The 23295-nt window shown below is 50.4% G+C and carries 22 protein-coding genes; 16 read left to right on the top strand and 6 right to left on the bottom strand.

The annotated features are described in order from the left end of the window. Positions 1-53: 53 nt before the first annotated feature. Together Q0W37_RS02980 and Q0W37_RS02975 are read left to right on the top strand one after the other, a co-directional pair. Positions 54-1088: a histidinol-phosphate transaminase gene (locus Q0W37_RS02980; RefSeq protein WP_297698627.1), complete on the top strand. Its 1035-nt coding sequence runs from the start codon at positions 54-56 to the stop codon at positions 1086-1088. Further along, a complete protein-coding gene (locus Q0W37_RS02975; RefSeq protein WP_297698625.1) occupies positions 1085-1813 on the top strand; it encodes a phosphocholine cytidylyltransferase family protein in 729 nt (242 codons plus the stop codon). The genes Q0W37_RS02980 and Q0W37_RS02975 overlap by 4 nt, the downstream gene beginning before the upstream one ends. A 19-nt stretch (positions 1814-1832) precedes the next feature. Here Q0W37_RS02975 and Q0W37_RS02970 read toward each other — a convergent pair whose 3' ends face one another. Next, entirely contained in the window at positions 1833-3797 is a 1965-nt protein-coding gene (locus Q0W37_RS02970; protein ID WP_297698623.1) for a sulfatase-like hydrolase/transferase, read from the bottom strand. A gap of 203 nt (positions 3798-4000) precedes the next feature. On the opposite strand from Q0W37_RS02970, the gene Q0W37_RS02965 reads away from it, so the two are divergent. The 9 genes from Q0W37_RS02965 to Q0W37_RS02925 all read left to right on the top strand — a co-directional run bounded on the left by Q0W37_RS02965 (position 4001) and on the right by Q0W37_RS02925 (position 11690). Next, positions 4001-4600, top strand: a complete 600-nt coding sequence (locus Q0W37_RS02965; RefSeq protein WP_297698621.1) for an outer membrane beta-barrel protein — start codon at positions 4001-4003, stop codon at positions 4598-4600. A 237-nt stretch (positions 4601-4837) separates the two neighbouring features. Then, a complete protein-coding gene (locus tag Q0W37_RS02960) occupies positions 4838-6802 on the top strand; it encodes a family 43 glycosylhydrolase (protein ID WP_297698619.1) in 1965 nt (654 codons plus the stop codon). Between the two features lie 101 nt (positions 6803-6903). Further along, a complete protein-coding gene (locus Q0W37_RS02955) occupies positions 6904-8469 on the top strand; it encodes a glycoside hydrolase family 43 protein (protein WP_297698617.1) in 1566 nt (521 codons plus the stop codon). Between the two features lie 134 nt (positions 8470-8603). Further along, complete coding sequence (locus Q0W37_RS02950; RefSeq protein WP_297698616.1) at positions 8604-9020, top strand: hypothetical protein; 417 nt, start codon at positions 8604-8606, stop codon at positions 9018-9020. Positions 9021-9167: 147 nt separating this feature from the next. Further along, positions 9168-9629 (top strand): hypothetical protein, encoded by a 462-nt coding sequence (locus tag Q0W37_RS02945; RefSeq protein WP_297698614.1) that lies wholly within the window; start codon positions 9168-9170, stop codon positions 9627-9629. A gap of 15 nt (positions 9630-9644) precedes the next feature. Beyond that, positions 9645-9938 (top strand): hypothetical protein, encoded by a 294-nt coding sequence (locus Q0W37_RS02940; RefSeq protein ID WP_297698612.1) that lies wholly within the window; start codon positions 9645-9647, stop codon positions 9936-9938. A gap of 38 nt (positions 9939-9976) precedes the next feature. Further along, a complete protein-coding gene (gene thiS, locus Q0W37_RS02935; RefSeq protein ID WP_072978161.1) occupies positions 9977-10171 on the top strand; it encodes a sulfur carrier protein ThiS in 195 nt (64 codons plus the stop codon). After that, the gene (gene thiF, locus Q0W37_RS02930; RefSeq protein ID WP_297698610.1) at positions 10171-10833 is read left to right on the top strand and encodes a thiamine biosynthesis protein ThiF; all 663 of its coding nucleotides are present in this window, start codon (positions 10171-10173) and stop codon (positions 10831-10833) included. The genes thiS and thiF overlap by 1 nt, the downstream gene beginning before the upstream one ends. An 89-nt stretch (positions 10834-10922) precedes the next feature. After that, positions 10923-11690, top strand: a complete 768-nt coding sequence (locus Q0W37_RS02925; RefSeq protein WP_297698609.1) for a thiazole synthase — start codon at positions 10923-10925, stop codon at positions 11688-11690. Positions 11691-11790: 100 nt separating this feature from the next. Here Q0W37_RS02925 and Q0W37_RS02920 read toward each other — a convergent pair whose 3' ends face one another. Then, the gene (locus Q0W37_RS02920; protein ID WP_297698607.1) at positions 11791-14046 is read right to left on the bottom strand and encodes a DUF748 domain-containing protein; all 2256 of its coding nucleotides are present in this window, start codon (positions 14044-14046) and stop codon (positions 11791-11793) included. Positions 14047-14150: 104 nt separating this feature from the next. Between Q0W37_RS02920 and Q0W37_RS02915 the strand changes: the two genes are divergently transcribed. Genes Q0W37_RS02915 through Q0W37_RS02905 form a run of 3 tightly spaced genes read left to right on the top strand, consistent with a single transcriptional unit; the run spans position 14151 to position 16222 of the window. Further along, on the top strand, positions 14151-15035 hold the full coding sequence (locus tag Q0W37_RS02915; protein WP_297698605.1) for a sugar phosphate nucleotidyltransferase: 885 nt from the start codon (positions 14151-14153) through the stop codon (positions 15033-15035). Positions 15036-15086: 51 nt separating this feature from the next. Further along, a complete protein-coding gene (locus Q0W37_RS02910; protein WP_297698603.1) occupies positions 15087-15866 on the top strand; it encodes an RNA methyltransferase in 780 nt (259 codons plus the stop codon). A gap of 2 nt (positions 15867-15868) precedes the next feature. After that, a complete protein-coding gene (locus tag Q0W37_RS02905) occupies positions 15869-16222 on the top strand; it encodes a hypothetical protein (RefSeq protein ID WP_297698601.1) in 354 nt (117 codons plus the stop codon). A gap of 25 nt (positions 16223-16247) precedes the next feature. On the opposite strand, the gene Q0W37_RS02900 is transcribed toward Q0W37_RS02905, so the two are convergent. Genes Q0W37_RS02900 through Q0W37_RS02885 form a run of 4 tightly spaced genes read right to left on the bottom strand, consistent with a single transcriptional unit; the run spans position 16248 to position 21901 of the window. Then, positions 16248-17237, bottom strand: a complete 990-nt coding sequence (locus Q0W37_RS02900) for a hypothetical protein (protein ID WP_297698599.1) — start codon at positions 17235-17237, stop codon at positions 16248-16250. 60 nt (positions 17238-17297) lie between these two features. Then, on the bottom strand, positions 17298-18635 hold the full coding sequence (locus Q0W37_RS02895; protein ID WP_297698597.1) for a DUF1302 family protein: 1338 nt from the start codon (positions 18633-18635) through the stop codon (positions 17298-17300). 55 nt (positions 18636-18690) lie between these two features. Further along, positions 18691-21090: an MMPL family transporter gene (locus Q0W37_RS02890; protein WP_297698595.1), complete on the bottom strand. Its 2400-nt coding sequence runs from the start codon at positions 21088-21090 to the stop codon at positions 18691-18693. A gap of 22 nt (positions 21091-21112) precedes the next feature. Further along, the gene (locus Q0W37_RS02885; protein WP_297698594.1) at positions 21113-21901 is read right to left on the bottom strand and encodes an outer membrane lipoprotein-sorting protein; all 789 of its coding nucleotides are present in this window, start codon (positions 21899-21901) and stop codon (positions 21113-21115) included. A 162-nt stretch (positions 21902-22063) separates the two neighbouring features. Between Q0W37_RS02885 and Q0W37_RS02880 the strand changes: the two genes are divergently transcribed. Further along, positions 22064-22498, top strand: coding sequence for a dUTP diphosphatase (locus Q0W37_RS02880; protein WP_297698592.1), 435 nt, complete (start codon positions 22064-22066; stop codon positions 22496-22498). Positions 22499-22534: 36 nt separating this feature from the next. Continuing rightward, entirely contained in the window at positions 22535-23209 is a 675-nt protein-coding gene (locus Q0W37_RS02875; protein WP_297698591.1) for an FISUMP domain-containing protein, read from the top strand. Positions 23210-23295 lie beyond the last annotated feature (86 nt).

Raw genomic sequence — 23295 nt, 5'->3', positions numbered from 1 at the left:
CTATATTTTAAAGGGATTTTGAAATTGGGGCTCCGCCCCGTAAAAGGTAAAACATGAATTACTTGGACAGAAACGAATTTAACTTCAAGCCTTCGCAGAAAGTGCTTGACGCCGTCAAGAATTTTGACCCCGAACAGCTCTGCTTTTACACCCGTATTTACGACGAAGGCAAAAAGAGCATTTTCTCGGTAAAGCTTTCCGAAATCTACAACGTGCCCGAAGAACAGGTGCTGCTGGGTTACGGTGGCGAAGACATTCTCAAGAACGCTGTCCATTACTACTTGATGGTGGGCGATAACAAGACTATCATGATTCCGGAATTCTCCTGGTGGTACTACAACCGCATCGCCGGTGAATGTGGTGGATCCTTTGAAATGTATCCGCTCCACGAAAAGGAAGATACTTTCGCCTACGACGTGGACGAAGTTATCGCGCTCACGAACAAGATTCACCCGCGCATGTTGCTTTTGGCTTCCCCGAACAACCCGACGGGTAACTGCCTTACGCCCGAAGAAATCGGCCGCATCATGGAAAATATTCCGAGTGATACGATGGTGCTGATTGACGAAGCCTACGCCTCGTTCATTACGACGGATACGGCCTACATCGCACCGCTTGTGAGCAAGTATTCGAACCTGATTATTTCCCGCACGCTGTCCAAGTTCTTCGGCCTTCCGGGGCTTCGCATGGGCTTCGGCTTCATGGGCAAGGGTCATGAATCTTTCCTGAGCTACGCCAACAAGTATCTGGGCTACAATCGCTTTAGCGAAGCTGTGGCCATGGCCGCCATCGAAAGCGAAGATCACTACCGCAAGGTCGCCGATGAAATGGAATGGGACCGTCAGCTGTTCAAGAAGGAACTCGGCAACCTGCCGGGCTTCAAGGTCTACAAGAGTGTCGCGAACTTCATTTTGATCAAGTATCCGACCCGCATCAAAGAAGCACTGCAGAAAGCCATGGCCGAACAGGATTACAAGATCAAGTTCATGAGCGATAAGGGCCTTGAAGATTGCCTGCGCATTACGCTTGGCCGTAAGGAACAGATTCAGGTGGTGGTCGACACCATCAAGCGTTGTGCCGCCGTATGATCGCCGTCATTCTTGCAGCTGGTATGGCGAAGCGCTTGCGCCCGCTTACGGACAATACGCCCAAGTGCCTTTTGGACGTGAAGGGTCGCTCGCTTCTGGAACGCTCCATGGACGCCCTGAAGGGGGCGGGTATTTCCGAGTTCGTGATTGTGACGGGTTACCTGAACCACATGATCGAAAATTTCGTGAAGGAACATTACGGCGATTCCATTCGCACCACCTTCATTCATAACGCCCTCTACGATTCCACGAACAACATCTACTCGCTCTGGCTTGCAGGACAGGCCGTTGCTGGGAAGGAATTCCTGCTGCTCGATAGCGACTTGCTTTACGATCCGCAGATCGTGAAGAACGTGCTCGCTTCCAAGGCAGGCAACGTGCTTACGCTGATTCGCCATGAACTCGGCGAAGAGGAAATGAAGGTTGTCTTGGGTGCCGACGGAAATATTTCTGAAATCAGCAAGACGTGCTCGCCGAAGGCGGCTGCGGGTGAAAGCCTCGGCATCGAGAAAATCGGTGCGGCGTACTCTAGCGCCCTTTACGCTGAGCTTGAAAAGATGATGAACGTGGAACACCTGGAAAATACGTTCTACGAGCTCGCCTTTGAACGCCTGATTCCGCAGGGGCACACGTATTCCGTTCTGGATGCGTCGGACTATTTCTCCTGCGAACTCGATACGGTCGAGGATTTCGAAAACGCGAAGTCCACGATTCCGCTGGACTAGCCATAAAGGCGTATGCCGCTTATCTTGGCGGCATCACCTTGTTCTGGTGGACTACAAAATTCCAAGCTCTTGCAATAGCACGCATCTTGCGTGCTATTTCGTTTAGGGAGTCTTTCGGCAATTCGACGGGAGTGCCCGTGACAAAGCCGTCTGCCGGATTTGTCGTATCCCAGGTGGGGTCCAGGAGAACTTTCTGGGCGACGGCCGGGTCTGTTCCTTCGACGGGGAAAATGTAGTACGACATGGAATCGCTGCGCATCGCCATGCTTCCGTATTTGTAAGAATACACGGCGGGGAGTTCCTTTGTGGCGAGCGAGTCGTCGAACAGGTTGATTCCCATGTAGTGGTTAGAAACTTCGAGACCCAGGTACGCCATGATGGAAGGCGCGATGTTTGCCTGCGATACGATTCGCTTGTCTATGGCGGGGGAGATGTTTGGGCCGCTCATCATGATGGAAATCCACGAATAGCCTTCGTTGCCCATTCCGATGCGTCCAGATTCTTGTTGTTGCTTGCCGTTGGGCGTGGAGTGGTCGCCGGTCAAAATGATGAGGGTGTTTTGGAATCGTGGGTCTGTTGCAAGCGAGTCGAGGATAATGCCTACAGCGCTGTCCATATAGGCCGTTGCCCTTAAGTAGGCCTCTCCGGGGTCTTCCGGAGTTTCACCCAGTTCGGCGGGCAACACGAATGGCGTGTGCATGCTAAGGCTCATCCAATGGAAAAAGGTGGGCTTGTCCTTGGGGCGCATACGGTAGCGTTCCACAAAGCGCAAGGCCGAAGAAACGTCATCTTCGTATTCGGGCTTGAATTCGTGATAATCGAACCACTTGGTGTACCACGCTTCTTCGTTGTCGAAACGGGGATCCGCTCCTAGAATGACTTCGTTGTAGTAGCCTGCTTCGGAAAGGACTTCGGAGAAGGCGCGAAGGTTTGTGTTGGGGTAGTCTCTTAGAAGGGTCTTGGTGGAGTGGCTGTTGACGCCGGTCATGATTCCGAGCAGCCCTTCTACAGAGGGGTTACCGACGCTGTAGGCATTGGGAAAATAAAGCCCTTGCTTGGAAAGTCTGCACAAGTTGGGGAAAAGCTTGCAGTTGGATTCGACGCGCATGTCGCATGTCCAGCCACGGAGGGATTCGATAGTCATTAGAAGAATATCGGGCTTTTCTTCGAGTGGCTTTGACTTGAATGTTTCGATAGAAGTGGCTTCGTTCGGGTTTTCTTTCCAGAAGGGGTATTCTTTGTCGGGGTTTCCGCCCATAAGCCTGATACCTTCTGCGTAGTCAGGCGGTTCCTCCTTTGATTCAAATTCTTCGATGACGTCTCCGACAAGTGTGTAGACTACGGGGCGAATTCGGTCCCAGCGGTGTTGGGAATAGTTATACCACAGGTGCGACGTGCATCCGAGGGCGGCAAAGACAATCATCATGCCGAGCGTAATCCAGGTCTTTTTTTGAATGGGCCGCTGCCAAATGCCGCGAATGTCATGCTTGTACGAAAAGATGGAAAGTCCAGTCACGGTTAGAATCACTAGGCCAACCGTCAACAGGAAGTGCTGAATTCCGCCGAGGGCGATCTTGGAGACAAGTCCCATATCGTTCCAGGCGTTGCAGTAGGTCTTGATAAAGGATATAGAGAGCTTTTGGCTCATCCAGCGCTGTATTTCGTCGTCGGTTCCGCTCAGGGTCAGGTAGATGGCTGCACAAATGACTGCGGCGATCTTGACGAATTTTAGGCCTTTTTCGCGGACAAAACGTGAAATGGTGAAGAAAATCAGCGATAGGGCCATGCCGAACCCGATTTCTTCGTAAAGGGTGTGCCAAAGAAAACGGTTGTAGTCCGGTACAAGGGATGTTCCGGTGGGGGTATCCAGCATGTAAAGCGAGCAGAGGAGGGCGAATCGTCCGGCGATAAGAATTAAGCCGAAAATAAACCAGAAAAAGAAATTTGTATGGGAAAAATCGTTATTTGTTGCATCTTTTTTCATGGACTAAAATATAGAATATCCTAAGGTTTTGTTCAAAATGCAAGTTTTTCTTTGTTATGAACCCTTGTACGAGGTACTTTGTAAATAAAATTGTAAGAAGCCGTCTGTTTTGCCTTGACTAAAAGTAAAAATTTTCTTAGATTAATGTTCAAATAATCTTAAATTAAAGGAGTTGATATGAAAAAATCTTCTTGGCATTAGCAATGTTTGCGCTGTTTGCTTCTAGTGCTTTCGCACAGAATGCGAACTTCGGCGTCAACATTTCTTACCAGTCCGAAGGAATGGTTGGTGATAAGGATGCTGTCAAGTTTTTTAGCGATGAGCAGGTTTCCTCTGCCTTCGCCCTCGGCTTGAACGTGCGTGTTCCTTTTAACCAGATGATTTCTTTGCGTTCTGGCCTTGATTTCCAGATTAACGCTTACAGCTACACTTATGATGACTACGGCAAAGATTATGATTATATGAATCTTTTCCTGAACCTCCAGCTCCCTGTGTTGGCTAGGATCAACTTCACACCGGGCTTCTTTGCTGAAGCAGGCTTGGATATGCAGTTTAATTTGCTGGCGCAGAACTATAGCGAAGAAGCTGACGAAGAGGGCTTTGATGCTTGGGAAAAGATTGAAAACTGGCGCGTATTCCAGCTGGGTCCGACCGTTGGTGCGGGTTATACCCTGTGGTTTGGTCTCGAATTCAGCGGCCGTTTCTCCTATGGCGTGCTTGACTCGTTCACCAAGGGTGACATTGACATGTCTCCGCTCCGCTTCCAGATCGATATTGCCTACTGGTTCGGTTACAAGAAGTAATCTAGTTGCTTAGCGAGTTACTTTTGCTCCAGGCATGCACGCCTGGGGCGTTTTTTGTATGGTGCGGGACCAGTAAAGGGGACAATGGTGTGGACTTTTTATTTTCTTGCATTTGTTAAAATGCGCAGATGTGCCTTAATTTTTCTCAAATTGTAGACTTTTAATGAAAATTTATGTTGACTTTTGACGAAATAATAGGTATATTAGAAGTAATCCGTCAGGGAGTGTTATATGTGTATGGGATTACGTGGTGTATTCAGTTTTGCGATGGCGTTGGGGACCACCGCAACCTTCGCGGCCGACTGGTACGCGAAGGACAATTTACAGCCGGGTCATGACCCGAGCATGGTGCGGTTCGAGGACGGCTACGCCCTCATGAGCACGAATAACAATCTGCAACTGTGGACATCCGAAGATGCTTATTCCTGGAAGGACCACAAGTCCACGGTGAGTGCGATTCCGCAATGGGCTTATCAGTATGCGCCGGGTACCGAGGGTATTTGGGCGCCTGATTTGTATTATATGAATGGCGAATTCCGCGCCTACTATTGCGTGTCTGTTTTTGGCAAGCGTTCGTCTGCAATTGGCTACACGGCGACGACCTCGATTGTGCCGGGTACGAGCGGCTACGGTTGGAAGGACCATGGGCATGTTTTCCACACGACGACCAGCGACAAGTACAACGCGATTGACGCCGATGTGGTGCGTGACACCGAAGGCAATTACTGGATGGCGTTCGGTTCGTTTGGGCTTGGCATTCAGCTGATTAAGCTGGATGGGACTTCGGGTTACCAGGCGAGCGACGACAAGACCGTCTACAATATCGCACGCCGCACGAGCAAGGCGAGCGAAGGGGCCGAAGAAGGCCCGAGCCTGATCGAACATAACGGTCAGTATTTCTTGTTTACGGCTTGGGATAAGTGCTGCCAGCAGGGCGCAAACATCGAACAGACGACTTACAAGACCGCTTACGGCCGCGCCGACAGGGTGACGGGACCTTACAAGGATCGTTCTGGCAAAGATATGGCGGATGGTGGTGGAACCCTTTTGATGGAACGTTATGGGCGTTACGTGGGGCCGGGCGGCGGCGAAGCCTTCCAGGACTTGAACCGTGTGCGCTTTGTGCATCATTATTACGATAACGCAGGCGACAAGTTCAACCATATTCATATTCGTGATGTCGTCTTTACCGAGGATAACTGGGCTGAGATGGGACAGCCCTTCCTCGGGCGTTATTTGAGTGCCGAAGTCGAACATGGTACGCTCACGCGAGCTGTGTCGGGTGACCTCGTGATTTCTTCGAGTAGTACCGCGTCGAATGGGGAATACCTTGCGTACGTGAATACTTCGGGTTCCAAGATTCACCTGCCCATGAACATTATGCAAGCGGGGAATTACCTGCTGCGCTACCGTTATGCAAATGGCGGCGATGCGGCCGCGACGCACAAGGTGACTGTTAATGGAAAGTCTCAGACGGTGACACTTCCGCCTACGGGTTCTTGGGGGACTTTCCCTGAAAAGTCCGTCGTGATGATACCTGCGACACTCAAGCGCGGTGGCAATTTCATCGACATCGAACCGGTGCCCAATGGCAATTTTGCAGAACTCGACCGCATTGATTTTCTGCGTGTGATAACCGATACGATTCCAGCGAACGGCTTTGACAACGGCATTCGCGTGCGCCTCACCGAGAAAGACAAGTTGGGCATTAAGGATGGCGGTTATGCGATTTACGAGAATGTGGTGATGGACAAACTTGATGATACTTTCCCGCGCCTTTGGGTGATGAATAAGGTTACCGGAAACATAGACATTCGTGACGGGAGCAAGGATGGACCGGTAATCGCTTCTTGCGATTTGTCGAAGGCCTATGAATCGCGTGATGACAATTTTTTGGTTGACTGCGAGGGCTTTGAAAATAAAGGGGGAGTGAAGGATTTGTACCTGACTGCGTCGGGACTTTCGGACGAATTGATTATTGATCAGATTCAGTTTGAAGATTCTTATGTTTGCAGCGGTTCATGTAGTGTTATAGGTTCTTCCAGTTCCAATGGCACCGACATTACCTCCAGTAACTCGGGCACGGTTTCGATTGCTCCGCGCGTAATCCGCCAGGATTTGCAGTTGCCCGCTCGCAAGGGTTACCGTGACCTTAAGGGTCGTAGCTTTGACAAACAGATTCCGTACAGGGTGATGTTCTAAAGGCATTTACGTCATTGCACAATGTGCATGACTGTGGCGGTTTTTCAATGCGTATGCAAGCATCCGCGCTGAATAACCTAACAACGTCATTGCGAGGAGCTATGCGACGAAGCAATCCATTCTTAAGTATAATCTTGTGCGCGGTTACAGCTTTCGCTGCCAATCCCCTTACTACTGCTTTCTATTCAGCCGATGCGGCTGCCCTTGTGCATAACGACAGCCTGTTCATTTTTGCGGGCCACGACGAACAGGGCCCCCAGGGCAATAACAACAAGGCGTTCATCATGAACGACTGGCACGTGCTCGTGACCGATGACATGGAAAATTACCATGATTACGGTGCCGTACTCAGTGTGAAAACATTCAAGTGGGCAAACGCCAGCGCTTTTGCGGGCCACTGCGAATACCGTAACGGAAAATTCTACTGGTATGTGGCTGTGCATCATGGAACCATCCAGGAAAACGGGAGCGAAGGCTTCGCTATCGGCGTGGCTGTGGCGGATCATCCGTCGGGCCCGTGGGTCGATGCCATCGGGCAGGCGCTCATTACCGACAATACGCCGAACGATGTGAAACTCAATATCGACCCCGCAATCTTTTACGATGGCGATGATATCTGGATGTATTGGGGCTCGTGGAGTGCGGGCCGCCGCGTAAAACTCAAGGAGAATATGGTTGAACTCGCGGGCACTCCTGAAGACATCAAGATTAAGGATTTCTTCGAGGCGCCCTGGATGCACAAGTACCGCGGCAATTACTACTTCAGCTATGCGTCGGGGTACCCTTCGACCACGAATTATTCCATGGCTCCGAGTATCAATGGACCGTGGACGCAGATGGGCGTGCTGAACGATAAGCTCGACAATTCCGAGACGAACCACCAGGCGATTTTCAAGTATCTCGGGCATTGGTATTTTATGTATCATGGCGCGAATTCTCCGGGCGGCTGGACTTACCGTCGTTCCGTGAATATCGACTACCTGTATTATGACGAAAATGCGAATGTCCAGAAAATCAAGCGCACCTCGACGGGTGTAGACAAAGTCAATAACGCGTTGGTCGAAAATGGTGGTTACCGCATGACGGTTTCCCATAGCAACCTCACGCTGGAAGATGAAAACGGAATCGTGGTGCAGCGCCCGCTGGTAGAATATACTGCGGATGCCCGCGCCAACAATCAGTTGTGGGTGCTCAAGCAGAGCGAAAAGCGCCGTCATTACACCTTGCAGAATTTTGGAACGGGTCGCTATTATTGCCCGCCCACAGAACTCTTGGATACGGTGAAGACTTCGGCGAACGCTTGTGAAATCCGCATCGAGAATGCCTCTGTGAACAAGGGCTACTACATTTACGGTGATTATGACAGCGATTTCGTGGGCGATGTGCTGAATATTTCGAAGGATGCTGGCATGCCGGTGATTACTTGGGTGCGCACCGGAACGGACAACCAGAAATTCAAATTGGAAAAGGCGGTACTGCCGGATACTGCGACAGTGATGTCCAGCTCTAGCGAAGTTGCGCCGGAAAGTTCTAACAGCGAAACGACATCGATTCGTGCCGATGAACTCCGTGACCGCGCAAATCTGCGTTTGCCTGAGCGCTCCGGATTCCGCGATCTCAAGGGCCGCCGTTTCGATAAGCAAATCCGCTACAGGGTGATGTTTTAACTATCGCTTTTTATGCCCACATTGATAAAAGTTGATATTGGGTATTGACTTTCCATAAGTAAAATGATATATTCAGAATGAGGTGGGGTTCATAAAGAACTCCTATAAGGCATTATCCCAAACAGGAGGTCGTAATGAATAAAAAAATCCTATTCCCCGCGCTTTTCCTGGCTGTAATGTTTAGTTTTGTCGCTTGTGATGATTCTAGCAGTGCTAGCGATAAGCCTTCTTGCGAAGCCTCTTGGGACGCGAATTCTGTAACCGTGGTTCTTACGCAAGATGGACAGACTGTTAGTGAAAAATCTGTTATCGATGGTGACTATATTGTTGTGACATCGACATATATAGGCTTCTCGCAGTCTGAATGGAACGATCTTTGCAAGGCTTCTGAGAAATCTTTGAAGCGTGTGGCGGATGCTGAGGTGACTTGTAAAGACTATGCCATGGTTTCTAGAGCACCTTCAAATGGAGCGACTCTTTCTGTTTTGAAAGAACGCGCCGAGATGGTTTGCGATGCTGTGGAATCTGGCGCGTATGACTTTGATGAATAAAGATTTCTCTCGGCTCGAAACCGAGGTGAAAATGTCCTGCATATAGATGCTTTCTTGCGAATACAGCAACAAATTTGCTGCCTTCTATGTTATATTTAGGGGCATAGGAGGATTATATGAAAAAGTTCTTTATTTGCGGCGTTTTTTTTGTCGCATGTTCTTTGTGCCTGTAGCGATTCGTCATCTAGCCTCGATTCTTCTGCTACCGTTGACGATAACTCGGCATCGCTAAGTTCTTCATCTGAAAATGTGACAACTGACAAGGGCTTATCGTCCGAAGCAGAAGAACTACCTCCCGATACAACTTGTTGCAAGGTTGCACTTGAATCATCTTCTAGCGAGGAAGAATCCTCTTCTTCAGCGGAGTTCCCTGCATCAAGTAGTTCTAGCAAAAATTGGTTGGATTATGATACAAGGGGTTGCTGCCCCGATACGCTCTATATCGAAAATGGCGAATCGAAATACCATTACCCCGGTACCGAGTGCCCCCCGCCAAGTGTTATGACTGTTTCGTGTGTACCGCCAATTGTTGTCAATAAGGACTCGCTGAATGCGGAAAAAAATGAACCTGCCGCACCGCATTTTGAGATTAGTTTCTGTCAGGACTAGAACCAGTTTTTAAAGATGTATTCTGTAGAAGATAGCAAAAAGGCGTATTTACAAGAAGCAGGGAAAAATTGGACCCAGGTAGAACTTCTTTTCGTTCAAGATTATGACTATGTTGATGCCGATTTGTCAATTGAGCGTTATGGTGATACTTTGTCTGTGGAGTATGTCGATGTTCGTTCTCAATCGACGCATAAGTGCTTTAGCCGCCATTTGTTCTATATCCCTGTGGAAAAGAACGGCATCAAGTATTTTTCTTTCCATAACGTCGTGTACGAAGTTGTCCGCGATTATGTAGGCGGATTGAACTGAGAACAGTATTGGAGTGTTCATTTTCCTATATTTGTTCTATGCTTACTATTAATGGACAGAGTGTCGATGCGGCGGGGAAGACCGTTGCTGAATATCTTGCAGAAGCGGGGTACAATACCGTACGCATCGCTGTGGAACGGAACGAGGAAATTGTTCCGAAGGCAAAGTATGCCGAGACGGTGCTTGCCGACGGCGATGTCGTCGAGGTCGTGAATTTCGTAGGCGGCGGGTGATGGCTGACGCTTGTTCACAGACGCGCGATTCTTGCGTTCCCTCTCGCGAAGAGATGCTTGCTGCACTTGAAAAGCGGCAGGGAAAGGATGCCGTGCGCAAGTTGCAGGCGACGACGGTTGCCGTTTGTGGCCTTGGTGGACTCGGTTCGAATATTGCCATTTCGCTTGCTCGTGCCGGTGTCGGGAAACTGATCCTGATAGACTTTGACCGCGTCGATGTGACGAACTTGCATCGGCAGCAGTACAAGGCGAATCAGGTGGGCATGCCGAAGCCCGAGGCGCTCCTTGCGAACTTGAAAGAGGTTGCCCCGTATACGGAATTCGAGATGCATTTCGAAAAAGTGACCGCTGATAATGCGGTGTCGCTGCTTGCGAAAGCGGACTTGATTTGCGAGGCGTTCGACAATGCCGAGGCGAAGGCGATGCTCGTGAATACGGTGCTTGAAAATATGCCCGAAAAGTTTCTGGTCGCGGCATCTGGAATGGCGGGCTACGCTAGCGGGAATTCGATTACGACCCGCAAGGTGACAAAACGTTTTTATGTCTGTGGTGACGGCAAAAGTGATGTGAATGACGGAATCGGCTTGATCGCTCCGCGTGTGATGCTCTGTGCTGCTCACCAGGCTTTGACAGCGATTCGCCTGATTCTCGGACTGGATTGATGTTGTCATTCCCGCGAAGGCGGGAATCTCCATTTCTATTCACCAAAAAAGCTTTTCTATATTTGGTTTCGAATAAAAAAGAAGGCTTTATGGACGACAAACTCGTTATTGGCGGTCACGAATTCAGTTCCCGTTTCATTTTAGGTTCCGGCAAGTATTCCCTTAAGTTGATTGAAGCAGCGGTGCGCGATGCCGGGGCACAGATTGTGACCCTCGCGGTACGCCGGGCGAATACCAAGGAACACGAGAATATTCTGGACTATATTCCGAAGGGCGTGACGCTGTTACCCAACACGTCCGGCGCACGCAACGCCGCCGAGGCGGTGCGCATCGCGCGACTTTCCCGCGAACTCGGCTGCGGTGATTTCGTGAAAATCGAAATCATGCGCGACACCAAGTACCTTTTGCCCGACAACTACGAAACCGTGAAGGCGACCGAGACGCTTGCCAAGGAAGGTTTCGTAGTGATGCCTTACATGTACCCGGATTTGAACGTGGCGCGCGACCTCGCGAATGCGGGTGCCGCAGCCGTGATGCCGCTAGCCGCTCCTATCGGAAGCAACAAGGGCCTTTCTACCCGCGAATTCATCCAAATTCTCATCGACGAAATCGACCTCCCGATTATTGTGGATGCGGGAATCGGCAAACCGTCTGAAGCTTGCGCTGCCATGGAGATGGGCGCCGCTGCGATTATGGCGAATACCGCGCTTGCGACTGCCGGTGACTTGCCTATGATGGCGCAGAGTTTCAAGCTTGCGATTGAAGCGGGCCGAAAGGCTTACCTCGCTGGCCTTGGCCGCGTATTGACCCGCGGAGCCTCTGCTTCTGATCCGCTTACGGGATTCTTGAGAGATTAAACGGGGCGTTGCGGGGTGCCCCCGCAGTAGGGGTAACGAAAAAAAAGACGAGCTTTTCGCTCGTCCTTTTTTGTAGTGAGGGGGAGTCTTCCCCCCCTGCCTACTGCACGTCGATTTGCACCTTGTACATGCCTTTTTTCGGCGTGAGGGCGCTACGCGGGGCTGTCGTCACGGTCACGTTTTTCTTGGTGACTCCGGGCTGCTGTTGCAGGACTTTGAGGAGTTCCTGGTTGCGGGCTTCGGCCATCGCAAGGATTTCTTTTTCGAGGGCCTTGCGGTCAAGTTCCTTGGCGTGCGCATTGGCGTAGGCGGCGTATGCGCTGTCCTTGTCGGCGATAGCCTGGATGGCTTTTTCGTCGAGCTCGTTAAGCGTCGTCTTGTTCTGCGTTGCCTTGTAGAATTCGGTTTTCAGCTTGCGGGTCTTGTAGGCGTCTACGGTGCGCTTCAGGTTGAAACTTTGAACAAAGTTTAGCTTGAGTTTATTGTCCTTGGCGAGGACTTCGACCATCTTTTGAGCCTTGGCGTACTGTTCGCTGCTGAACGAACTGGCGAGCGGGTCGATACGGATTTCGTCGTTCTTGCCGAGGTCGAGACCGATGGCCCCTGCGCCTGTCGCAGCGACGTTTCCGACCACTTTAAATGGAGAAAGCGCCACCTTGATGAGTAGGTTCATCACGGTCTGCCACACGATTTTCAGGTAAGAGAATTCGGGGTCTTTCACGTTGCCTTTCACGGGAACATCGAACTGGATTTTGTCATCCTTGTCCTTTAGAATGTAGAGGCCGACTTTCATCGGGACGGTGTATTCCGGGTCTGTATTGGCGTCCTTGTCGCCGACGTCGATATTGTAGATGTCGATGGTGTTCTTGCTTTCGATGTTCCAGCCGTTCATCTTGTTTTCGCTCGCGAAGGCCATTGTGCCCGAGCTAATGGGGTAGCCGGTGTAATGGTGGCTATAAGGCGTGAAATGCTTGAGGGCGAGGTTCTTGACGCTTATGTAGGCGTCCATCGTACTGATGTCCGAAAGAGCCCCCTTGTACTTGAGCGAGAGTGTACCGCCTTCGGGGAAGGCGGCCGTTACGTTGATGGCGCAGGGCGTGTTGAAGTTGATGTTCGAACCGTTGACGGCGATGTTGCTTACTTTGTAGTTGAACGGTTGCTTGGGCGTGTGGTCCGTGGCCGAAACGGTGGTACCTGTAACAGCGAGTTTATTTACAATCGCCTTGAGCGGCTTGGACTTTTCATTCGATTTCGGCTCCTCTGCAGCGGTCGAATCAACTGGAGTGTCCTTGGCGGGCTTCATAATGGGTTCAAGCAGAACGTCGATGTTGGTCTTGCCGTCCTTGAACAGGTTGAGGTGCGCGGATGCTCCGTCTACGAGAACAGAGTCGATGCGGAAATCCATTTCGTCTATGTTCGCCTTTGCAATACCTACGCCCACATGCGAAATGCCGATGACGTCGCCACTGGTTTCGGTGAGCTTGAGGCCGTCAATGGCGACGGTGCCGCTCAGGTTCGAGGCGAGAATGTGGTTGATGTTTCCCGCAACATTCAGGTTCACGCCGAGAGAGCCTTCGAAATCCTTATAGTTGATGAAATCCTTGAGATAGGGCTTGGCGATGGCGAGCGCAAGCTTGTTGAGCGTCACGTTCACGCCGAAGTCCTGTGTCTTCATGTTGAATTGTACCTTGACTCCCAGGTCGCCGCCGTTTGCGAACTTGAGGTTCACGCCGATGTCGGTGTTCTTGTTGCTGAAGTACACGGCGGGAATAGCGACGGAGAAGTCTTCCAGGTGAATCTTGGAGCCGACCTTGAGGTCTTCGTAGATGATGTTGCCTTTTTCGAGCGTGATATTTTCGAGGGCGATGCTGAAGCCGATGGATTCGGTGGGGTCGAGGTTCAGGGCTTGTGCCGTGTCGGCGACTTGCGTCTGCGCGGTTTCGGTTTTGACTGCGGCGGAATCGGCGGTGCTGTCGGCGGCAAACTTGTCTAAAATGTCGCTAAAGTTGAATTGGCTACCTTTCTGGGTGACTCGCGTGTAAAGCCCCTTCAGGTAGATTTCGCTCACGCTGATTTCTTTTTTGAGAAGGCGCGTGGGGTTTGCATTGATGCGGAATTTTTCGAAGGCTACAAAGGGCGTGGTACCGTCGCTTTCGTAGATAGCGAAATCGTCGACGGTGACGGTGAACGAGAACGGGCTGAATTCCACGTTTTCGATTTTCATCTTGCGGCCGATGAGTTCTTCGGAGTGGGCGACCACATAGTCTTTGGCGAGGCTAGGGCCGAGTTTTAAGGCGGCGATGACGATTACGATCAATACCGCGAGAACGATAAGGGCGATGTAGCGTTTCTTCATGTTAGATAAATTAGTAAACTAGATGCATTTGGGCTATTTTCAAGGTGAAATATGCGTTTTGTACAGGCCTCAAATGTCATTTTTCTAAATTTGTGGCAATGGAAATGGATTCCCTGAATGTGTTGATCTTGGCGGCGGGCCTCGGGACGCGTTTGCGCCCGCTTACAAATGATACGCCAAAACCGCTCGTCCCCGTGGTGGACGCCTCGATTCTGGATTTGCAGGCCCGAAAGGCGCGTACGATTGGGAACATTCGTTTACACGCGAATGCGCATTACCTGGCGGACCAGGTGGTGGCGGCAGGGGAGAAACTTGGCTTTGAAAAAGTCTGGGTGGAACTGCCCGAAATTCTTGGAACGGCAGGGCCTTTACGTCGCATTTATAACGAGGGCTACCGTGGTGGTCTCCTGATTATGAATGGGGACGCCTATTGTAATTTTGACCTAAACGCTTTTGTTCGGAATGCGCAGGCATTGGCCGCCCAGCCGAACGGCCCGCAGGTGGCCTTGCTCGCAGTCGATTTTCCGAAGGTGAATACGTTTCGCGTGGGGCCTGATGGTCGCTTGGCGGGTGTGGTCGGTCGTTTCGGTAGTGAAGACGGTTTGCCTGCTACGTTCTCGGGTGTTTCCTGGTACAGTGACGAGGCGCTTTCGCGAATTTGCGACGGTGAATTCGATATCCGCGAATTCTGGAAGCAAGAGATTGCTGCTGGTCGCGCCCCGTTTGTGGATATGACGCAGCTGCATGCGACTTGGATTGACATGGGCTCGCCTGAGGGATTGATGGCGGCGGTGGAAGCTCGCCTCAAGGAACTTGGTCGCAGCCCAGACGAAGCCGTTGTTGAAGAAGGCGTTCAGGTGCCTGCTGGTGTGACACTCAAGCATTCCGTGATTTATGCCGGTGCTGAAATGGAATCCGGAGAAACAATTGAAAATGAAATCCGCGGTAAGGGTTTTGCTTGGAAACTTGCGCCGAAGGCGCCTAATTAAACCTCAAAGCGAGCTTGCGAGCGACCTCATACCTCAAACCTCATAACTATTATGCGTAAATTCAGAGTTGTACTTGTAGAACCGGAACATCCGCACAATGTGGGCTTTGTGGCCCGCGCCATGCATTGCTACGCCCTCGATGAACTGTATATCGTTTACCCGAGGCGTGACAAGGTCATCGAAAATTCTTACCATACGGCTCCGAACAGCCACGAGGTTTTGGATAAGGCGACTATCGTGCACAAGTTCGAAGATGCCATTGGCGATTGTGCCTGCGCCGTCGCATTCAGCCGCCGCATTTACGGTTCTGCCATCAAGCACACGATGATGCCTGGGCTTTCGGAACTTTTGCCCGAAGAAGGAACGATTGCGCTGGTGTTCGGTCGTGAATCCTGTGGGCTCGAAACCGAAGAAGTGAACGCTTGCACCTACCAGTGCGAAATTCCGGTGCCGGGACTCATGAGCTTGAACTTGGCTCAGGCCGTTACGGTGGGCCTCTACGAACTTTGTCGCAGCGGTGCGCTTGCGAACGGCGAAGGCCGTGCAAAGCGCGGAAGCAAGGGGGCTTGCGAAACAGCTCCGGCGACTATCGAACAGATCGACAGTTTCAAGAAGTTCCTGGATCGCTATCTGACCGGCCAGTATCACGATCAGTCGTGGCGTGACAATTTCCTCAACACGCTTCTGCAGCGCCTGCATCCGACCCGCAACGAACTTTCCGCATTGTTCGGTCTTATCCGAAATCTTGCGAAAAAGCCTGCCCGCCTTGAACAGGCCGCCGATAAGGCCGCAAAAGCTGTGGCGGCTAGCGAAACGGCAGAATCCAAATAAATATGGAAGTCGAATACAACATCGCAGGGAGAATCCTTTCGGCAAGTGGCAAACGAGTCATTTCTCTTGCCGAAATCCTTGCGTCGCCTGCAGCGACTGCATCGGGGGCTACGAGCGCCGCTGACCTCACCGAAGATGTTCTCGCCGCTTACTGCAAGGCGGTTTCTGCGCAGAATGCCTGCAAAGTCTATCTGTGGAAAGACCGTGAAGAATACGGCAACGCGAATGTGTTCAACGGCGGCTCCGATTACGAAGTCGTGAACGAAGTTTGTTTTTTGTGTGTCTGTGATTCCGGTCGCGAAATCCTACGTGAAACTACGGACCATTGGAACGAAAAAATCGACGCTATCATCTAGGACGCAATCGCTTAGTGCGTATCATTTAGAACACGTGCTTCCACTGCAATGCGATGGTATTCAGCAACCATTCACGACCTGTCTTAGTCATTAACGGCTCGTGTTCGCTATCCTCGTATTTTTCTTTAAAGCTTCGGCGAGTGGTAAAGTCGATCACCACGTAGAGTAGGTCGTTTTTGCTGAGCGTGATTTCGGCCATCGGCCAAATGTCTATCGTCATAAAATCGCCATCGTAATTGCGAGAGAATTTTCCGTAATCGCTGGACTGATAATGGCCGCTAAGCGTAGTACCAACGCCAATTGTCGAAACCATCAGAGGCATCTGGTAGCCAATCAAATATTCCTGCTCGTAGACCCAGCCTGTGGCCATGCCGTCCGAAGCTTGCCATAGCCAGACATCGCTGTCGGTGCCGGTTAGTTTTTGGTAGCCTGCCTTGTAGGTGGCGGTCATTACGACATGGTGCCAGTCGCCTTCCCAAAGGGCGGCAAGGTCGAACATAAAGCAACCGCTGGCCCAACCGTACAGGTACCAGTGCGCAAAGGGAGTCAAGTCCTTGTATTCGGGCTTGGTTTCGTTGTATTCTGCCATCCCCTGGAACCAGTCGCTGACGTTCCAGCCTGTTCCCGCTGTGCCGCCTACGGCAAATTCAAGGAAGGCGATGGGGGAGAATGTGACAGAGGCTACAGGTGCCACGGTGACGGGGGAGAGCTCCAACCCGAGCTTGAATGCCAAATGGTTGTCTGCGGTGAGTTCATCGTCGCCATTCAAGAACGGCAGCGTGTAGGTGACATCGAACTCGGTGACCGCTTCAACACCGTCATAAGGTCCGCTCACTCCCGAAAAATGACTCGAACCCGTTTTGTGATCTGCTTCAGGGTAATACGCCGCTGCGGTTGTCAACGAATATTCCACAGGAGACTTTTGTGTAACGCTATCCTTGGCCGGAGAACCTTCTTCGGCAAAAAGGAACCCGCAGCAAAGAGCGACAGATGCAAATAAAAATCTGTTATTCATATATTCTCCTTGTAGATTGCTTCGCCCTTTACAGGGCTCGCAATGACGTGTTTAGGGGCTTTAGAACGACATCTTTCCTTTGAATGTGATTCTGCTGTAATCGCGGTATTCACCGTACAGGCCATCCTTGCCGTCAGGCCCTTCAAGGTACAGATCGCCAATCAAGCTAAGCGTAATGGCGTCGGTCAACTTGTAATCCAGTTCCAGTTCGCCTACAGAAGAAAAATCCCATAAGTCCAAGGCTCCTGATCCCATAATGGTGAGCGTTTCGTTCAAGATGGACTTTTCGATGCTCAAGGTGGCTTGATGCACGAATTTTTTTCGTTCAAGATCACTGTCGGAATCGATTACAGCGTCTGCAATATATTGGGCGGTAATAACCCAGCCTCCGCTCGGTGTCCAGTCGAGTCCGGCAAGGCCCAATACTTGATTTTTCCGTTTACTTGCGGAGGTCTTTTCGTCATGAATGTATTGATAGAATTGTGTGTTGACGTCCGTTTGAAAGTGGCGCTTGGGGAAATACGCACCTTCGAGACGGAATACGAAGTCGCCTGCAGGAATCGCTGCGTCGGCTCCGATCATGTACATACGCTTGTATTCCCCAAAGACGTCAATCGAGTATCCGGGGAATTCGTTTTCGTCATCGTCATAAGCGGCGCTGGGCGAGTATCGAACGAAAGGAGTGTCATCCCAACCGTAGAAACCGTACACTGACAGGTCTGCCACCGAGGTGTAGGCGCTCGCACGGAGCGCGAATTCACTCTTCGAAAGTTTTTTCTCGGGGAGCTCGAAATCATCGTATCTTTCGGGAGCATTGATTTTTACATCTTCGTATTTCTCTGGGAAAAGATGCGAATGCAGCGGGTTCCCTTTGGCAAGCGGCAGAATGCTTGGCGTAAAGAAGGGAATCCAGTAGACATCCACCTGCGTTTTATCGGTCAACAAGGAAAGGCGTACGGCGTCGATTCCGAGCTTAGATTCGTTGTAGTCGGCCGCAATCGCATTCGCTTCATCTCTCGGATTCAAGACGTCCGTAATCTGGATGTCGTCGGCCTTGCCCCACGAGACTATCTGTCGACCGACTCGAAGCGCAAGCATTTCGCCTTTCCAGTCGATATAGGCTTCCCTGAGTTTCAGGGCGAAGGTTCCGTCGTCGGCAACGAAAGCGGATTGTCCGTTTGTCGACTGCCCGCCCAAGGCGTCGTGAACAATCTGGCCGTTCACATAGACCATGGCTTCGTCCAGGTACGATTTGATGGTCCCGTCAAAAACGGTCTGGCCAAGCAGATAATCGCCCTTGTTGTGGTGCGCATTTGGGAGTCCCACTCCCACCTGTGAGGTAAGGCTACCAAGAAAAACGGTTTCCTGGGCGTTAATCGATGGGGTAGAGGCTAGCATGGCGAGCCCTAAAACGGGCGTCGTTCGTATGAATTTTTTTATCCCCAAAAACATGTTATGCTTCCTCCTTTTCCTTTCCAAAGGGCTTTGTCACATGCAAGAGTGCAGGGGTGATCGTATAGTCTGCAAACAGAGCTCCGGAAAGGCCTACGATAATGAGTATTCCAAGGACCATTAAGAAACGCATCGGGCTAAACAGGTAGACGCTGAACATGGAACACAGAATGACCGTTGTTAAAAACATGGTCGATCCAATCTCGCGGAAGGTGATGTTCATCGCCTTTGCGCAAGAACCGCACTGTTCATAGCGCATCTTTAGGTGAGTCGTTAGGTGAATGGTGTCGTCTACGGCAATACCTAGAATCATGGGCATTACGGTGACCGTGCTGAAATCCAGGGCAAAGTTAAAGTAGCCCATTACGCCACCCACCAAAATAACCGGAGCCACGTTCGGAATCATGCCAATCAGTCCGAGTTTGATGCTTGAGAAAGCAAGTATCAGCATTATGCCGATAATCAGGAGCGAAAATCCGAAGGACTTGATGCCGCCAAATATAATGCGGTTGCTCATCTCGGAATAGCGGATCATGTCGCCTAACAGGGTGTACTTTGCACCGGGGAACAGTTCGGCGAGTTTCACTTTCAAAGAATCCATATTAGCAAGAGCCTCTTCTGTGGTGAACTGGGTCATATCCACGTTGACTACGGTCGTCTTGAAGTCTTCATCCATCGTTTCACTGAAATCCTGACGCATTTCAATGGAAGAAAGTTCCATCAGCTGTGCAAGCACGTATTCGTCTTCGGGAACCGTGTAGAAAGAGTCCTTGCCTTCGTTCAAGGCTCGGTTCATTTCTTTCAAGATGCTGGTTGCTGATGTTACGCGTGCCTTGCCGCCCGACCACTTGGTAAGCGAAAGCGTTCCCAGATAATCTTCCAGCTTCAACAGAGCCTGCATATTTTCGGGCTTCTTGAAAGCGCCTTCTTCGTCGTAAGAAATCATGACCGTGTAGCTATACTGGTTGCCGAGCTTGTGGGTGAGCAATTCCCTGACTTCTCGAATGTAGTGCATCTTGTCGCCCGTTATAGTCAGATAGTCGAGTTGTGCGGTAATCTTGAACATTCCAGGAATGAAGGCGACGATAATCAGGCCTGCGACAATAATGAAAGTTTTCCTTCTCTTGTACACGAATTCTGACCATGCCGAAAATTTCGTGTCGAGCAGGGTTGCACCGTTTTCGCAAGAGGCTTTGGGGGCGCTGTCCTTGCCGAACGAAAGCAATGTCGGAATCAGGATTGTCACGTAGAGGTAAATGGCGAGAACCACGAAGGCGGACGTTAAACCCATCCATTCTAGGGGCTTCATGTTGACGAATAGGAAACTGACAAAGGAGGCCATTGTCGTAAGAACCGTGAACAGCACCGGCCATCCGCATTCCTCGACGCACTTGATGGCGGATTCCTTGCGTTTCCCGGTACGCCTAAAGAACAGCTTGAACATCTTGATATAGTGTACCGAATAGCCAACGGCAAGGGCCATGCCGAGAACCACCGGCAATGTCACGAGGGCAGAATCTGCTTTTGCACCAAAATAAGCCATTGCACCAAAAACAGATGCTATTGCACTGAGGGTTGCTACCGCCGGAACGACCACGCCAAATATGTTGCGTAGGCACAATGCCAAGAAGAGGATCATGACACCGATACTGCAGAGAACCCTGACGCCATACTCCGGTACTTCGTAGCGGTCTTCGTTGGCGCTGTCATAGGGCATTCCGCCGCCATAGAGTTTGAAACCCTTGTTCTGGAATTCTTCGCTTTCGATAATCTCCATCAGCTTGTAGCCGACGTTGACGGCGTAATCATCCGATTCGTCGCTAAATCTTTTGTCAAGGTTCTTTTCGTTGAAAGGGAGCAACGAAAGGGAAATCCATGTTTCGCGTCCGTCGTCGCTTACAAGCGCGTTGATGAGGGCGTTCGTATTTTCGCTCCCGCGCATGACGAGTGCGCGCGCCTTGGCAAGCTCTGCAGAATCTGATGGAATGCCGTTTTCGTAAGGTTTCTTGATTTCGAAACCTTCTTCGTTGCCGACAGGAATGTCGACGTCGATAATCGAGGTGAGTCGGTCGGCAAACGGGATCTCGTCCTTCATTCGGGTCCCGATTTTGTCGATGACGTGCAGCATTTCTTCGCTAAAGACATCGCCTTCGCCCTGCATTACAAGAAGAACTCCGACTCCATTCAGGTTTCCGAAGGTATCTTCGTATTTCTTTGTGTTTCGCGTGATGTCATCGGTTTCGCTGAACCAGTCTGCTTCTCCGGTGGCAAGCGCAAATTGACTTAAGCCGGAACTGCAAATGACCGTAACGACGAGAAGAGCGATAAGGATTTTGATGCGATGGCGCAACTGAAAGCGACCAACTTTGCCGAAGAATTGATTAAGCCTCGCGACATTCATGATTCATCCCTCCTGATGAAATCTACTTGACCTGTTCGCGTTCCAATGCGCTCACGGTAAAGTAACTTTCGTTCACTTTTTCGTCGTATTTCAGGTTGTTGATTTCATAGACGGTCTTGTGGTTGGTCTGCACGTTGGTCATGGTCATTTTTAGCGTGGTCCAGTACCCGTTGACCTGCTTGATGTTTTCGCAGGTGAGCGTTTTTTGCAGGCGGTTCTGCTTGTCGTAGAATTCGCCTTTCTGCATCACGTAGGTTTTCTTGTCAATCCATGAAACGCGACGGCTCACTTTCGCTTTCGTGTCTTTTGCCTTGGCTTCCAGAATCCAGCAGTCAAGTCCGTTCACCTTTTCTTCGCCGAGAATCGTAAAGTTGTCCTTGGAAAGGCTGCGGTTACCCAAGTCATCGTAGGTAAAGTCCGTACCCTGGAAATCGTCGTCCTTGCTGGAGCCGGAAACGCGGCGCACCTTTTTCATGGCAGGGAGGTAAATCCAGCTGTCGCTATCGACCGTGGAGCCGTCGGCCTTGTCGGGATAGTCGTAGGTGAGGTAGCTGATGCCTGCCACGTCGCGAGGCGTCTTGAACACGAGAACTGTCTTGTCGGTCGTACCGTCCTTCATGGTGTAAGAGGCGATTTCACGGTTACGGGTCTTGCCGTTCTTGTCGATCAGGGTGACCGAAATGGTGGCAGAAGAGGTCTTTCCGCTGGGCAAGTCGTGGACTTTCTTGGCGATTTCGTTTGCCGACTGTGCAAATGTCGTTGCTGCATACAGCAGGGAGGTGCCGAGTACCTTCAAAAACAGATTTTTCATATTTTCTCCTTCAAAATATGGTAAAATAGCGTTTGTTTGTTTTTATAAACAAAATCTATCACTTTTTTTTGGAAATGGTACATTTTTTTGTCTTTTAACTCATTTTTTTCTCGAAACAATTATTCCAATTTGGAATATTATCCCTTTTTTTATATTTGCAATATGCCTTTTCAGACGATTAAAATTCAGTATCTCGACGATTCCATACCGAAACTCACTTACGTTGGCGGCAAATCCGACTGGATTGACCTCGCCGCGGCAGAGACCGTGACGCTCAAGGCGGGCGAGTTCCGCTTGATTCATCTGGGGGTGGCGATGAAGCTTCCTGAAGGCTACGAGGCGCACATTGCCCCGCGCAGCTCCACTTTCAAGAATTTTGGCATTTTGCAGGTGAATTCGGTGGGCGTGGTCGATTCTAGCTACTGTGGTGCAAACGACTGGTGGAAAATGCCTGTCTATGCCACCCGTGACGTGGTAATCGAAAAGGGGAGCCGCATCGCTCAGTTCCGCATCATGGAAATCCAACCAACGCTCACCTTCGAAGAAGGTGTTCTTGAAGGTGCCGACCGTGGCGGATTTGGCAGCACAGGAATTTAGTTGCTTAAATCGGCAACCTCAAGATTATTTAGAAAAATGAAAAAGAATAATTTCTTACTTGTGTTGCTTGCGGGCTTGGAATTAATGACCGCTTGCACAGACTCATCCTCCAGTTTCGATGCATCTGAAGTATGTCCAGAAAGCGGGCGTGGAACATTCCAAGATGTTCGAGATGGTCAAGTGTATAAATACATCACCATTGGCGATAGAGTGTGGATGGACCAAAACCTGAATTACCCAGCGGAAACTAGCACTTGCTATGATGAACAGCAAAGCAATTGCGACATCTATGGAAGGCTGTATTCTGTACAGTATATGAACGATAAACAAAAAAACTTCGGAACTTTTAACCTAGATATCATTGATTCCATTTGTCCCCATGGATGGCGCGTTCCCACCTTGGCTGAATGGAATGAAATCGTTGATCAAATGGATGGTCTCAAACATTTCAAAAATAGCGAATGTATGGACGTTTCTTTATTTGGCGGAATGGCTTATGTTAAAGAAAATCCAAGTACAGGCGAGCCCATAGGGTACATTTTTCACGATTTGGGAAGATATAGACAATGGATTACTTCAACATACGATTTGTATGGAAGTATGAAGTTGTTTGATGTTGATTTAACCAACAAAGAAGAAAAAAATACTATATCCACATCCAATGGTTACTATTCTCTTCGTTGTATAAAAAAAGAAGATTGGGAGCTATGAGGCCGGGGGTTTTAGGGGGTGTCCCCTTAGGCGAGGGGGTAGGTGGCAACGCAGTGCCGCCGAGGGGGAGCCTTCCCCCTACCAAT

Source organism: uncultured Fibrobacter sp., assembly GCF_947166265.1.
In the GTDB taxonomy this organism is placed as follows: Bacteria; Fibrobacterota; Fibrobacteria; order Fibrobacterales; family Fibrobacteraceae; genus Fibrobacter.
The sequence above is the reverse complement of the archived record's forward strand: the minus strand, read 5'-3'. Positions and strand labels throughout refer to the sequence as shown.

Excerpts from the sequence above, each read along its gene's own strand:
- Q0W37_RS02980 (WP_297698627.1), top strand. The coding sequence starts at position 54 with ATGAATTACTTGGACAGAAACGAATTTAACTTCAAGCCTTCGCAGAAA.
- Q0W37_RS02975 (WP_297698625.1), top strand. The coding sequence starts at position 1,085 with ATGATCGCCGTCATTCTTGCAGCTGGTATGGCGAAGCGCTTGCGCCCG.
- Q0W37_RS02970 (WP_297698623.1), bottom strand. The coding sequence starts at position 3,797 with ATGAAAAAAGATGCAACAAATAACGATTTTTCCCATACAAATTTCTTT.
- Q0W37_RS02965 (WP_297698621.1), top strand. The coding sequence starts at position 4,001 with ATGTTTGCGCTGTTTGCTTCTAGTGCTTTCGCACAGAATGCGAACTTC.
- Q0W37_RS02960 (WP_297698619.1), top strand. The coding sequence starts at position 4,838 with ATGGGATTACGTGGTGTATTCAGTTTTGCGATGGCGTTGGGGACCACC.
- Q0W37_RS02955 (WP_297698617.1), top strand. The coding sequence starts at position 6,904 with ATGCGACGAAGCAATCCATTCTTAAGTATAATCTTGTGCGCGGTTACA.
- Q0W37_RS02950 (WP_297698616.1), top strand. The coding sequence starts at position 8,604 with ATGAATAAAAAAATCCTATTCCCCGCGCTTTTCCTGGCTGTAATGTTT.
- Q0W37_RS02940 (WP_297698612.1), top strand. The coding sequence starts at position 9,645 with ATGTATTCTGTAGAAGATAGCAAAAAGGCGTATTTACAAGAAGCAGGG.
- thiS (WP_072978161.1), top strand. The coding sequence starts at position 9,977 with ATGCTTACTATTAATGGACAGAGTGTCGATGCGGCGGGGAAGACCGTT.
- thiF (WP_297698610.1), top strand. The coding sequence starts at position 10,171 with ATGGCTGACGCTTGTTCACAGACGCGCGATTCTTGCGTTCCCTCTCGC.
- Q0W37_RS02925 (WP_297698609.1), top strand. The coding sequence starts at position 10,923 with ATGGACGACAAACTCGTTATTGGCGGTCACGAATTCAGTTCCCGTTTC.
- Q0W37_RS02920 (WP_297698607.1), bottom strand. The coding sequence starts at position 14,046 with ATGAAGAAACGCTACATCGCCCTTATCGTTCTCGCGGTATTGATCGTA.
- Q0W37_RS02915 (WP_297698605.1), top strand. The coding sequence starts at position 14,151 with ATGGATTCCCTGAATGTGTTGATCTTGGCGGCGGGCCTCGGGACGCGT.
- Q0W37_RS02910 (WP_297698603.1), top strand. The coding sequence starts at position 15,087 with ATGCGTAAATTCAGAGTTGTACTTGTAGAACCGGAACATCCGCACAAT.
- Q0W37_RS02905 (WP_297698601.1), top strand. The coding sequence starts at position 15,869 with ATGGAAGTCGAATACAACATCGCAGGGAGAATCCTTTCGGCAAGTGGC.
- Q0W37_RS02900 (WP_297698599.1), bottom strand. The coding sequence starts at position 17,237 with ATGAATAACAGATTTTTATTTGCATCTGTCGCTCTTTGCTGCGGGTTC.
- Q0W37_RS02895 (WP_297698597.1), bottom strand. The coding sequence starts at position 18,635 with ATGCTAGCCTCTACCCCATCGATTAACGCCCAGGAAACCGTTTTTCTT.
- Q0W37_RS02890 (WP_297698595.1), bottom strand. The coding sequence starts at position 21,090 with ATGAATGTCGCGAGGCTTAATCAATTCTTCGGCAAAGTTGGTCGCTTT.
- Q0W37_RS02885 (WP_297698594.1), bottom strand. The coding sequence starts at position 21,901 with ATGAAAAATCTGTTTTTGAAGGTACTCGGCACCTCCCTGCTGTATGCA.
- Q0W37_RS02880 (WP_297698592.1), top strand. The coding sequence starts at position 22,064 with ATGCCTTTTCAGACGATTAAAATTCAGTATCTCGACGATTCCATACCG.
- Q0W37_RS02875 (WP_297698591.1), top strand. The coding sequence starts at position 22,535 with ATGAAAAAGAATAATTTCTTACTTGTGTTGCTTGCGGGCTTGGAATTA.